Source organism: Paenibacillus sp. MAH-35, assembly GCF_058135425.1.
Genome location: NZ_JBYUPU010000044.1, coordinates 47,153 through 60,131 on the forward strand (window position 1 = coordinate 47,153; position 12,979 = coordinate 60,131).

10 protein-coding genes are annotated in these 12,979 nt (G+C 55.5%); all 10 read right to left on the reverse strand.

Annotated features, from left to right (window positions below; genetic code table 11):
* Nucleotides 1–38 precede the first annotated feature (38 nt).
* The 10 genes from bioD to AC3Y2E_RS29350 all read right to left on the reverse strand — a co-directional run bounded on the left by bioD (nt 39) and on the right by AC3Y2E_RS29350 (nt 11,896).
* Nucleotides 39–851: a dethiobiotin synthase gene (gene bioD, locus AC3Y2E_RS29305; protein WP_379216786.1), complete on the reverse strand. Its 813-nt coding sequence runs from the start codon at nt 849–851 to the stop codon at nt 39–41.
* A 1,110-nt stretch (nt 852–1,961) separates the two neighbouring features.
* Nucleotides 1,962–2,213, reverse strand: coding sequence for a nitroreductase family protein (locus AC3Y2E_RS29310; protein WP_379216788.1), 252 nt, complete (start codon nt 2,211–2,213; stop codon nt 1,962–1,964).
* A gap of 33 nt (nt 2,214–2,246) precedes the next feature.
* On the reverse strand, nt 2,247–3,128 hold the full coding sequence (locus tag AC3Y2E_RS29315) for a CheR family methyltransferase (RefSeq protein WP_379216790.1): 882 nt from the start codon (nt 3,126–3,128) through the stop codon (nt 2,247–2,249).
* Between the two features lie 3 nt (nt 3,129–3,131).
* Nucleotides 3,132–5,885, reverse strand: coding sequence for a CHASE3 domain-containing protein (locus AC3Y2E_RS29320; RefSeq protein WP_379216792.1), 2,754 nt, complete (start codon nt 5,883–5,885; stop codon nt 3,132–3,134).
* A 208-nt stretch (nt 5,886–6,093) separates the two neighbouring features.
* A complete protein-coding gene (locus AC3Y2E_RS29325; protein ID WP_379216794.1) occupies nt 6,094–6,888 on the reverse strand; it encodes an HAD family hydrolase in 795 nt (264 codons plus the stop codon).
* 86 nt (nt 6,889–6,974) lie between these two features.
* Nucleotides 6,975–7,832, reverse strand: coding sequence for a carbohydrate ABC transporter permease (locus tag AC3Y2E_RS29330; RefSeq protein ID WP_379216796.1), 858 nt, complete (start codon nt 7,830–7,832; stop codon nt 6,975–6,977).
* The gene (locus tag AC3Y2E_RS29335; RefSeq protein ID WP_379216804.1) at nt 7,822–8,790 is read right to left on the reverse strand and encodes a carbohydrate ABC transporter permease; all 969 of its coding nucleotides are present in this window, start codon (nt 8,788–8,790) and stop codon (nt 7,822–7,824) included. Before AC3Y2E_RS29335 ends, AC3Y2E_RS29330 begins: the two co-directional genes overlap by 11 nt.
* Nucleotides 8,790–10,112, reverse strand: a complete 1,323-nt coding sequence (locus tag AC3Y2E_RS29340) for an ABC transporter substrate-binding protein (protein ID WP_379216806.1) — start codon at nt 10,110–10,112, stop codon at nt 8,790–8,792. Before AC3Y2E_RS29340 ends, AC3Y2E_RS29335 begins: the two co-directional genes overlap by 1 nt.
* Before the next feature lie 186 nt (nt 10,113–10,298).
* Nucleotides 10,299–10,850: a glycerol-3-phosphate responsive antiterminator gene (locus AC3Y2E_RS29345; protein ID WP_190931483.1), complete on the reverse strand. Its 552-nt coding sequence runs from the start codon at nt 10,848–10,850 to the stop codon at nt 10,299–10,301.
* Nucleotides 10,851–10,942: 92 nt separating this feature from the next.
* A complete protein-coding gene (locus tag AC3Y2E_RS29350) occupies nt 10,943–11,896 on the reverse strand; it encodes an MBL fold metallo-hydrolase (protein ID WP_379216799.1) in 954 nt (317 codons plus the stop codon).
* Nucleotides 11,897–12,979 lie beyond the last annotated feature (1,083 nt).

Genomic DNA, 12,979 nt, shown 5'->3' on the forward strand with positions numbered 1-12,979 from the left:
ACCTGTCGCACTTTGCAAAAAGGTAATTTATGTATGAATTACAGCTGCAATAACGTCTCCCAGTCGATCGCAGACCGGACAACGTCCGCCCAGCGGTTCGGCGTTCCGCCCAGTTTCGGTTGGCCGGCCGTGGCCGCGGGCTTACTGGCCGTGTTCTCGCGCGCATCGCCTGCTGGATGGCCGCTTTCCGCTTCCTCCTGCCATGGCAGCAGACCGACGACCGGGATACCGGAAAACGTCTCGATCATCTCCGCATTTTCCCGGACAGCGGGCATATCCGTAACTGTATGCTTATAGCCGTTAAGTATAATTCCCGCGACAGGAATCCCGAACTGCTTCGCCACAGCAACCGTGAGCAGCGTATGGTTGACTGTCCCTAGTCCGGGTCTCGCCACGATCAGCAGCGGCAGACCGAGACCTGCGGCAAGATCAGCCACCAGATGCCGTTCCGTCAGCGGCACCGCAAGCCCTCCCGCCCCCTCGACGAGCAGGAAGTCTCCGGCACTCAGCCTGCTCCGCCCTTCTGCAAGCAGCGCGTCCACATCGATCGTCTCGCCGATCCGGCGGGCCGCCATCCACGGCGCCAGCGGGTCCGGCAGCGTCAGTGTCACGATATCCCGTTCCTGCTGCGCCAGCCCGCCTTCCTTGCGAAGGCGATAGCTGTCCGATTCCGGAGCTTCGGCAGAAGGAATCCCGGTTTGTACCGGCTTCCATACCTGCACGTTCCCGGCGTTGTATCCGTCCCTTATCGGGACTCGCTCCCGCAATACTGCGGCGAGGCCGGCCGTCACGCTCGTCTTGCCGACTCCCGTGTCGGTGCCCGTAATGAACAAACCTCTGCGGTTCATCATCGTGAATCCTCCTCCAGATCGTGTTCGTGTTGTCAGCGTCTAATGGAGTTTAATTGTTAACCTATTTCAAAAATACGGGGTTAACAATTAGGCTAGAACCGATTGTAACACGATCTTTGCGGCAGCGACAATGACTATTTTTGCAAATGAACTTGAAAGCGGGTCGAAGAATAGGGTCAAAAGGCGGGAGTGGCGCTTCGTCCGGAGACCTTGCAAGGCGGTGGAGGACATATGGAAAACCGTAAGAAACCTCGGGGGTGAGACTGGTTCTTGGTTCTTGGTTCTTGGTTCTTGGTTCTTGGTTCTTGGTTCTTGGGAGTTTCGGATGGGCAGGTATAAGCTCAATGGGCACACTGAGAAAGGGTTCAGAAACAAATAACAGCCTTTTGCATCTCATATTTCGAATGGAAACTAACTTTTGCGCCAAATAGAGTATGCTAGAGAGGCTGTCGATTCATTGTGTAGAGGTGTTAGAAAGGCCGTTCCAAGTGAAAAGTTACCTTCTTCTGCTCAGACAGATTGTCCGGAATCCCTTGATTTAATAAGGATTGTAAGGTAGGGGATTCCAGACAAAACTCGCCAGAAGGTAATCTTTTCCCTTTCCACTTGGTTGTCCACATTGAATCGACAGCCTCACTAGAGACCCTTATTCTGGGAATATCTCCGAAGTTCCGAGTTTACCCCTGAAATAAGAGCTGCAAATCGCTCGTATACGCCGGTGCAAGGGGGTTTTCCACAAAATAGGAGGTACTAAAGACCCTTATTTCTCATCAAGGGGGCTGCATCGCGGTTAACTACCGCCCAGCGACGCGGTGCACCTGTGATAGAAGTTCCGTGCGGTGCGCAAAGCTCTTACTCCGCCGACTGCCGCATGCCCGAGTCTCCTGCTCCCTGCTCCCTGCTCCCTGCTCCCTGCTCTCTGCTTTCTGCTTTCTGCTATCGGCTTTCCGCCCATTGCTCTCAGCTTCTGCCCTCCGCTCCCTGCTCCCATTCCCGCCTCCCCCCAGCCCTTTTGCGGCCCATTACTGCCTCAAACAAAAGAAAGGCGCCCCGCAGGGCACCTGAACAAGCTTAAACATCTTAAAGTTTGCCTCCCACCGAAGCGGCGCATTACGACGGCGTATCGATTACCGTCAGCAGCTCCGACGCCGGTGTACGCGGCTGGGCCGGCGGCACTTTGGCCGGATAGCCGATATGCAGGCTGGCGACGGCCCGTTCCCCGGGCCCGATGCCCAGCGTCTCGCGGAATTCCGCCTGTGTCAGCAGCGGATAGCTCTCCCAAACGAGGCCGAGCCCCTGCTCCCAGGCGAGCAGGCTGAAGTTTTGAATCAGGCAGTAGCATGCCCAAACGTAACCTGACAATGGACTTTTATCCCGGAGCATATGGATTTTTCCCTAAACCGTCTTCACTTTGCGGTATATTTTCTGCGAGCAGTCCATCGCCGTGTAACGCCCCGATTGCTGGACGGCCAGCAGCGACTCCTTGCTGCCGAGCGCGAGAATCCCGGTCGGATGCAAGCTTTCGTCGAACAGGCTGTGTACCTTATTTTGCAGAACCGTGTCGAAGTAAATCAGCACATTGCGGCAAATAATGACGTGAAATTCGTTAAAGGACCGGTCCGTTACGAGGTTATGCTGAAAGAAATGAATGTTCCGGCTAAGCTCCGGCTGAAAATAGGCAAATTCATGATCCGTCGTATAATAGGCCGAAAATTCCTGGCTGCCGCCCGCCAGCAAATAATTTTTCGTATAGCCTTGCATCCGCGCCAGCGGAAACGCGCTTGCCCGCGCCCGTTCCAGCACATGTTCGTTCATATCCGTGGCGAACAGCTGCGTTCTTGCGGCAAGCCCTTCCTCCTGCAGCAGGATCGCCATCGAATAAACTTCCTCTCCCGTCGAGCAGCCGGCGTGCCAGATGCGGATTTCCGGCAGCTCGCGCAGCAGCGGAACGACATTTTGGCGGAAAGAGGTAAAAAAGGCGGGATCGCGGAACATCTCGGTCACATTAATCGAAAAGTCGCCCAGCAGCTTCTTCGCCATGTCGGGATGGTGGAGCACTTTGTCCAGAAGCGCGGTTATCGACGGCAGCTTCTCCATCCGGACCCGGTTCATAATCCGCCTCGTAATGGAAGTACGCACATAATTCCGGAAATCAAACCCGTACAGACGGTACAATCCTTCCAGCAATAAGCTGACTTCGATCTTCTCAAGCTCGCTCGTGTGGGTCTCCTCGGCTTCCAGGTCCGCCGGTTGCAGCATCAGATCATCCGTATTCATCGTTCACACCTTCGTCAGCCAAACCCGCATCAGCGAGAACAGCTGATTCATATTTAATGGCTTGCTTATATAATCCGAAGCTCCCGCTTCCAGACATTTCTCCCGGTCATACTTCATCGCTTTGGCCGTGAGCGCGATGATCGGCACCGCATCGAACTCCGGCATTTCGCGAATATGGCGCATCGTCGTGTAGCCGTCCATAACCGGCATCATGATGTCCATCAGGATCAGATCGAATTTCTCCGCCGCCTTGTGCAGCGACTCCATGCATTCCTGCCCGTTGTGCGCGACTGCGACCTCGATGCCGGCCGCTTCCAGCGAGATTTGCAGCGCATACCGGTTGCGTGCGTCGTCGTCCACAACCAGCACTTTTTTGTTTTTGAAAATCTCCTTGTGTATCGAGGCCGACGTCACCCGGCTTTCTTCGATATGGCCCTCGCCGCCCTCTGTGCACGCTGCCTCAACTGCCGAATCAGCCGACGCCGACGCCTCGCTGAGCATCATAGCCGACTCATGAGATTTCGTCTGACCGAGCGGAGGCAGCAGGATCGTAAACGTGCTGCCCCGTCCTTCCTCGCTGTCGAGCAGGATCGTCCCGCCAAGCAGATTGGCGAATTCGCGGCAGATCGATAACCCGAGTCCCGTACCGCCGTATTTGCGGCTCGTCGTCCCGTCGACCTGCTGGAACGCTTCGAAAATAATGTCCCGCTTGCATGCGGGGATGCCGACGCCGGTGTCCGCCACGGATATCGCCAGCACCGTCTCGTTCCGGTATTCCGGCAGCGCGTCCGCCACAACGGCTGGGTCGGCCCGGCGGATCGACAGAACGACTTCCCCGCTGTCGGTAAATTTGAATGCGTTCGACAGCAAATTTTTCACAATTTGATGCAGCCGATGCTCATCCGTCCAAAAAATCGCCGGAGCGTCCGGCTCCATGCGGGTAACGAAACGAACCCCTTTTTGTTCGGCGATTTTGCCGAATTGGTATTCCATAACGAGCGGAAACTCAGTTACGCTCATCTCTTCGGGTACAATCTCCACTTTGCCGGCTTCCACCTTGGACAGATCCAAAATATCGTTAATCAGCGTAAGCAGATCGCTGCCGGACGAGTGGATGACTTTGGCATACTGCCTCTCCTCGGTGCCAAGCTCGGCATTCTCCGCAAGGAGCTGCGACAAGATCAGCATGCTGTTCAGCGGCGTCCGAAGCTCGTGGGACATATTGGCCAGGAAATCCGACTTGTACTGCGAACTCTGCTCCAGCTGCTCCGTATATTCTTCGAGCTCGATCCGGATCTTCTCCAGCTCCCGCGATTTTTCCTCGGCGAACCGGTTCTGCTCCTCCAGCTGTTCGTTCGAGACGCGCAGCTCCTCCTGCTGGGTTTGCAGCTCCTCGGCCTGAACCTGCATCTCCTCCGCCTGCGACTGCAGCTCCTCGGTCATCGCCTGCGATTCGCGAAGCAGCCGCTCGATCTCCATCTGGTTCTCGACTCTGTCGATCGTCGTGCCGAACGTATCCAGAATCTCATCGAGCAGTTGCAGCTGAACCGGCGTGAACGCATGCAGCGTCGCCAGCTCCAGCACGGCCGTAACCCGTCCCTCGAACTCGACCGGAGCGATCAGCACCTGCTTCGGAACAGCACTCCCGAGACCGGAAGCGATCCGAATATAGTCGTCCGGAACATGCTCCAGATGAAACATCCGGTTTTCTTTGGCGCATTGCCCGACCAGCCCTTCTCCCGGATGGATCGTCTCCGGGCTGACTGCCGGCTCGCCCTCCCCCGCATAAGAGGCTACCCGGATCAGCTTGCGCTGCTCCCCGCGGCCTGTACCTACGTACAAGACACCGTATACGGCATCGAGCAGCGGCGTTACTTTATCGATAAACGAATGACCGAGCGACGAAAGATCGGTCACCCCTTGGTACATACTGACGACCTCGGCAAGCTTCGTCTTCGTCCAGTTTTTCTGCTCCTGGTCCTCCAGCAGCTCGTTCATCGCGGTCCCCAGATCGCCGATCTCGTCCCGGGCGCTTACTTCGACGCGGCGCTGCATGCCTCCAACCGAAGTGGAAATTTCTTTAATGCTTTGCGTAACCGCATGAATCGTCCTTAGGATCGAGCCGGAAATAAGGGTTGCCGCAGCGGCCGATATGACCGTCACCATAACGAGCATCACGTACAAAGCCGTCTTCAGAGCGGCATTCCGATCGTTCAAGGCCGCCGCTCTCTCCTGGGTCAGCTGATTTTGATTCTCGCGGAAGATGTCGAATTGCGAACGCATCTCGTTCATGTAAACTTTGCCGGGATCTTTCCTGTAAAACTCGGCGATTCCCGCGTTATCGTTCGCTTTCTTCAACGCGATAGCCCGCTCCCCGGCCGATTCGATCCATTGCTCAATCGTTAACTTGACCGTCTCCAGCCGCTGCTGCTGGCTCGGGTTATCCGACACGAGCTGATTCAGCCGGATATAGTCCTTCTGCCATTCCGCCTTGGCGGCCGTATAAGGCTCGAGGTAAGCGGCGTCGCCTGTAATCAAATAACCGCGCTGGCCGGTTTGCATGTCGAGCAGATGTTTTTCGATCCGGTTCGTTATATCGATTACCGCCATATCGTGCTCAATGACGTAATTCCGCTCCTCCTGCATGGAAGTCATCTGTTGATCGACAATAATTAGCGAGACAACAAAACAGATAATGCTCACCATGTAGCCAAGTACGATTTTGGCGCGTATTCCAAATCTGAACCTGTTTGCCATTACCTTGTGTCCTGCCTTTTCTTGTAAATAGGATAAATTGCCGTTGAACGTCGAATAATCCAACCTTTTGACTATTATCATACTACCATACTATAGATCGACACAATTTGGCCATTTCTTAAGTTACACAAAAAAGAGACTCCACAGCTCTTCGTCTCTGCGAGTCTCTTTCTCATACACACAATTTTGCAAGAACGGACATACACGCTTATTGTCCAAAACGTCCGATCGCTTCGACGACACCCTCTCCGTACGGCGACCGGGTGACGTAATCGGCCGCCGCCTTCAGCTCGTCGGGGCTGTTCGCTACCGCGATCCCTACGCCCGCCGTCTTCAGCATCGCCAAATCGTTGAGCTGGTTGCCGATCGCCATGACGTCGGCCAGTTCGACGCCGAGCACATAAGCCACTTTGCGCAGCGCCGTGCCCTTGTCGATTCGCGCGGGGATCAGCTCCAGATAGTCGCTTTCCGATTGAAGCGCGGCGATCCGATCGCCCAGCAGCGGCTCCCAGCGCTTCCATAGCTGTGTGGACAGGCGGATGTCGCCGAGCAGGATGACTTTATCCAGCTCGCCCTGCCGCCACCCTTCGTCGGCTGCGGACAGCAGCGTGCAGGCCACCTGCTCCTTATGCTCGAACGTCACGATTTCCGGGGTCCGGCCGAAGACGCCGATCCGCTCGTCACGGAATTGCAATACGTTCAGGCCGGCTTCGTGCGCGGCGACCAGCAGCTCCGCCGTCAAACCGGCCTCATAGCCGTTCTGTTCCAGAATCCGGCCGCGAGCGGCAAGGACCGCCCCGTTGCACAGGATGACCGGGATCTCGATGCCGAGCTGCTCGATCACCCGCCTAGCCGTCAGCAGCGGCCTTCCCGTCGCAATCGTAAAGTATCCGCCCTTCCGGACGAATGTGCGAATACTGCTTGCTACTTCCGGCGCAAGCTTGTGGTCCGGGGACAGCAGCGTCCCGTCCAGATCGCTTACAATCAATCGGATGCTGCTCATGCTGTAGTATTATTCTCTCCTTGGCCCCGCGACCAAGGTGAACAGGCTTTCTCCGTCCTCCGCCCGCTCCCGAAACCTGCGGCGCGTTATTTGAAAGTCGAATTGGCCATCGCCGTTACAATATGTTTCTGCATCGAAGCGAATACGGCCACAATCGGTAAAATCGCCATGACGCTTGCCGCCATGATGACATGGAAATGCATCGCCTCGTTCCCTGCGATCGAATCCCGAAGCATCGTAATGCCGACCGTCAGCACCCGCATCTCGTTCGTGTTGGTCATAATCAGCGGCCAGAAATAAGAGTTCCAGCCGGAGATGAAAATAAGCACGCCAAGCGTGACGACCGTCGGCATCGCCATCGGCAGCAAGATCCGGTAAAGCATCCCGAACCGGCCGGCCCCGTCCACCCGCGCCGCCTCGAGCACGTCGTTGTTAAGCGACTTGAACGCCTGCCGGAGCAGAAAAATGCCGAATGCCGAGGCGCCGTGGGGGACGATCAGCGCCCAGAACGTGTTCAGCCAGCCGAGCTTGGACATCATCACGTAAACCGGCACGAAGGTAACCTGGTCCGGCACGATCATCGCGGCGAGCACGAGGAAAAATAAAACTTCCTTGCCCCAAAACGTCCCTTTGGCAAACGCGTAAGCGGCCATCAGAGCGACGTTCAGCTGGAGCACGATCAATCCGACCGACATCAGCAGCGTATTGCCGAAAAAGCGGGCATACGGAATGACGCGGAACGCCTCCGCGTAGTTTTCCCACGCGAACGACTGCGGCCACAAGGTCGGAATCGCCATCCGCATCTCCGCCTGAGTCTTCAAGGAACTGATGACCAGCCAGTAGACGGGGAAAAACATCATTACTACGACAAGAAGCGCGATAACGCCTCGAACCACGTACTTGAGCTTGCCGCTTCCTTGTCCGGCCATCCGGCTATCCCTCATAGTGCACCTTCTTCCGGCCGACTGCCCATTGGAGAATCGTAAGCAGCAAAATGATAACGAACAAAATAATAACAAGGGCCGAAGCGCGTCCGGTCTTAAATTCCGAGAACGCCATCGTATAGATCCAGTAAACGATCGCATTGGAGGCTTGAAGCGGCCCCCCGTTGGTCATCACGTCGATCGACTGGAAGACTTGCATCGAGGAGATAAACGTCGTAATCAGCAGGAATAAGGTCATCGGCGACAGCAAAGGAAGCGTAATATGGCGGAACTGCTGCGCCCTGCCCGCCCCGTCGATCGCGGCCGCTTCATAATATTCCTGCGGAATGCCGCGCATGCCCGCTATGAACAAAATCATCGCAAAGCCGGCTCCCTTCCATACCGACACCGCGACAAGCGCGGGAATGACGGTAGCCGGATTGACGAGCCAATTGACCCCATCGAGCCCCAGCAGCCCCATTATATAGTTCAGCAAACCATACTGTCCGTTGTAGATCCATGTAAATACCATCGCGGCGATAACCATCGAAATATAGTACGGCATAAAAATTACGCCGCGCATAAACGCATACAGCTTCGAGCCCGCCACGTTGAACAGCAGCGCCAGCAGCAAGCCGATGCCGAGCGTAAACGCTACATCCAGCACCGTGTATACCATCGTCACCTTCAACGACTGATAAAAATCGGCGCTCGTCAGCAGACGGGTATAGTTATCCGCCCCGACGAACTTTTTGACCGGCCTCGTCATGTTCCAATTCGTAAAGCTGATATAGATCGAATACGCCAGCGGATAATAGAGGAAAGCACCCATGAAGACCAGTGCCGGCAAGGCGAACGAAAAATCTTTCAGCGCCCCGATCCATTTGCGCCCGCCGCGAAGGCGGGAGGAAGTTGCGATCCCGCCGGATGCCGCCACCGTCCCCTTTCCGTTAGTCGTTACGTAGCTCTCCATCGACATCACTCATAATCCTTCAAGACATCGTTCATTTTCTGGGTCGCTTCCTTCATCAGAGGAACCGGATCTTCGTTGTTAAGCGCCAGACGTCCCACCACTTCCATATACTGCTTGCTGAATTCCGGGTAAGCCGGATGCTGCAGGCGCGGAGTGACACTGTCGAAGTTATCGAACACCGCTTTATACTGCGGCCATCTCTTGAAATATTCCGCTCCCTCGGCAGAAGCGATCGCCGATTTGCGGGTGGGCAGGTAACCGACCGCTTCCGCCCACTTGATGTTCGGCTCCGAGGACGTCATAAACTCGATGAACTTCCACGCCGCTTCCTTCTGGTTCGCCTTCGCGCCTTCCATCATGACGATCCCCGCGCCGCCGATATTGGAGGTGCGAGTTTTGTCGCCTGGCAGGAACGAGACACCTACCTCGAACTTGGCGTTCTCGCGGTACATCTTGAGCAGAGCGGACGTATGCTGCACCATGGCGATTTCGCCGTTCAGGAACATTTGGCGCATCGTATCGGAGGCGCCTTTGCCATACCCGATATGCATGCTTCCGTCCTGCTTCCACTTTTTAAAATTCTCGATAAACCGCAGCGACTCCGGGGTGTCCATCGCCGCTTTTTTCATGTCGTCGGCCAGGATCTTGCCGCCGCCGTTGACGATCCACGGATCGTAGTACCACGTATCCCAGCCGGGTACGGAGAAGGCGTAACGCGCCGTTTTGTCGCCTTCTTTTTTCGTTACCTTCTGGTTGAATGCCTCAATCTCGCTCCAGGTTTGCGGAGGCTTTACGCCGAGCTCGTCGAGCAGCGTTTTGTTGTAGACGAATACGCTGGTGCTGACGATCAGCGGGAAGCCGTACTGTTTGCCGTTATAAGCATAAGCTTGCAGCATGCCTTTGGAGAAATCGTTCAGATCGGTTTTGTCGCGCTTGATCCAGGAGGTCAGATCCGCGAATACCCCGCCGTCGGCGAAGTTCGGCAGCGACGCCACCTCAACGTTCGTCACCGCAGGCACATCGCCGGCCGCTACAGCCGCCTGCAGCTTCTTATGAAGGTCGCCGTACGCTCCTTGATACACCGGCTCTACCGTAATATGCGGGTATTTCTTCTTAAACTCCTCGATCATATAATTCAATCCGGCCAACTGCGCTTCCGCATGGGCATGCCAATATTGAATCGTAACCGGAGTCGTGTCCGGCTTCGCCTCAGCCGGCGCCGCCCCGGCCCCCGTCGTCCCGGCCGGTGTCCCTCCGCTCGAGCACGCCGCCAAACTGGCTGTAAGTACGCCTGCCAATACCGGCGTAACCCATCTTTTCACGTTCATGTTCATGTACATCGTCTCCTCTCCAAATTGAAAACCGCGGTTTTTGTTTCGTTTCCAGACACACCAAAAGACACGATCAAGCCCGACTAGACAGACCACCCCCGCAGAATCGCTTGGACGTCCGCATGCCGCTGGGTTTTCTCGTCGTCTCCACCCGAGGCGCACTTCTGAACGAAAGCCGATCCTTTACCAAAACCGCTGGTCTCCGATGGAGACGTGGTCCGCGCCGCTGTTCAGCGCGATTCTGATTTCTTCCTCGCTGCGGATTAGCCCGCCTACTATTAACGGCCGATTCAGTCTCGCCTTCAGATCGCGGATAACGCGGGGCATTAGTCCCGGCATCAGTTCCACTTCGTCCGGCATCACTTGGCCGATCATTTTCACCGCTGTTTCGACCGCTGCGCTGTCGATGGCGAAGATCCGCTGGATCGAGCGAATACCCGCCTGCCGGGCCGCCGCAATCGCGTTGCTCTTCGTCGTAACGATCCCGTCGACCGCGAACGTCTCCGCCAAATACTGCACCGCGGAACTGTCCCGGCCAAGCCCCTGCACCATCTCCAAATGAACGAACACTTCTTTCCCGGACTCGTGCAGCCGATTTCGAATATCCGCCAGCCTCACGATATCGCCGGTCATCAGGATCACCCGTTTCACCTTGCTGGCCGCCGCCGCTGCAATCTGCTCCGGCTTCGTGATGGAGGCTATAATCGGAAGCCCGCTTTCTTCTGTTTGTACCATTGACTAGTCCCCCTCCTCGTAAGCCATTGTAAACGACAACTATAATCGCAATATTCGAGAAATGTTAAGCGAATGTTAACCTTTACCTTTTGCTACGGCTTCTCCGGATAGGCCGACAACGTCTTGCCGTCTGCGACGAACAGCAGATGCCCGTTTTTCCCGGTGTTGTATACGGTCGCGCCTTCTTTTTCATACCGTTTCAGCACGTCCATGCTTTGCAGGAAATTGGCGCTTAAGACGGTTATTCCCGGATTGACCGCCTTGATGAACGTGCCCGACGAGGACGTCATGTCCCCGTGATGGGGAGCGTGCAGCAGATCGGCCTTCAGCTTGCCGCCGTATTTGTCCGCAAGGGCGTATTCCTGCGTCTTGTACAGGTCCCCGGTGAGCAGGATGCGATTGTCTCCGTATGCCATCATCAGCACGAGGGAATGATTGTTGTGCTCCTCGGTTCCCCACTTCTCGTATTTGTCCGGCGTCGTGCCTTGCGGCGGGTTCAGCACTTCGATCGAGACGGAAGGCGACCATTCGATCTTCATCCCTTCGGCCGCCGCCTCATGGGGGATCTGTTTCTCCTGAAGGATGCTTTGTACTTTGCGGTACGTCTCCGTCTGATGCGGAATGCCGTTATGGATCAACCGATCAACCGTCTTCGTGTGCAAAAGGGTCGGCAGCCCTCCGATATGATCGATATGCGGGTGCGTGTTCACGACCAGGTCGAGTTTGTTCACGCCCAGCTTCGTCAGTTGCTCCTCCAGCTTAGGACCCGTCTCCGGAATTCCGGCGTCCACCAGCAGCTGCTTGCCCTCCGGCGACGTGATCAGGATCGCGTCCCCCGACTTTTCTTGCGACTGCAAATGAAAATAGCGGATCGACAGCTTTCCCTGATTCGAAGCCATGTCGTAAAAAGGCGCTTTCGCCACGGCGGTCCGCCCGTTTCCCGATTCGACGGCGGAAGTCGGCGAGCAGCCGGCCGCAAGGAGCAGGCTAAATCCCAGCGCTGCCGGGACTGCAAGCTTTCGGAGCCAGTTGCGTATACGTTTCATCTCTTGATGTTCCCCCCGGACGTATTTCGATTGATGAACAGCACAAAAAAACCCGAACACAAGCCGCCTCCATCCGAAATACACAAATAGAAGCTGCAAGCGCCGCGGGTTTTCTCTAGGCTCTACCCGAACATGCTGATACGGTTACTATACTTGGCAATTGTTCGAACCGTGTTAACTTGTTGTAAAGAAATCGTAAAGAAGCGCAAGAGAAGTGCTCAGACGCCTTTGACTTTGAAAACCCGTACGTTTGCGTGGGAATGGGGGCGCAGCATACTGGCTCCAGCCCCACGCGGATAGGTTATGCGGAACCATTCAACTTCAGAGGTAGCCCGTGACCCTCATTCCGGTGAGCAGGTCGTGTTCGCCCGCCTTCGCCAAAACGTATGCATTGCGGGCTTAGAACAAAATAAGAGTCTTTGGCGAGACTGTCGATTCATTGTGTAGAAGTGTTAGCAGGCCGTTCCAAGTGAAAAGTTACCTTCTTCTGCTCAAACAGGTTGTCCGGAATCCCTCGATTTAATAAGGATGTAAGGTAGGGGATTCCAGACAAAACTCGCCAGAAGGTAATCTTTTCCCTTTCCACTTGGTTGTCCACAATGAATCGACAGTCTCTTTGGCACCTCCTATGTTCGGCCTTATGGCAAAACCGAAACGAATAGAGTCGGTTTGCACCCCTTATTTTCACCCACTGGCCGCATTTGCACCTTCTTCGCCTATTTTAACGGTCCCAAACCGCTCTTATTTCTTGTCCAAGTGGGTTTTCGGGCAAAATAAAGGTTACGAACCGCTCTTAATCGGTTCGGTTCGGCTCCTTCCCCGCCTGAAGCAGGGCAGAATGCCAAAACGGCCACCCATAAAAAACAGGCGGCTTCCGGCACTCGCTGACCGACAAGGAAGGCGATCCTCTTCTTCTGCTTTAGTACGGATGAAGAAAATCAAACCTTCTACTTCATAAAATCGAGTAGGCCCATGCACAATTGCATGGGCCTCTCACAGATCCGGACGTGCGGGTCATCGCATCCGGCTCCTCCAAGATTATCCCCTTTGGGGGTGATGTTCATTGTAAAGCTCAAGAAGACT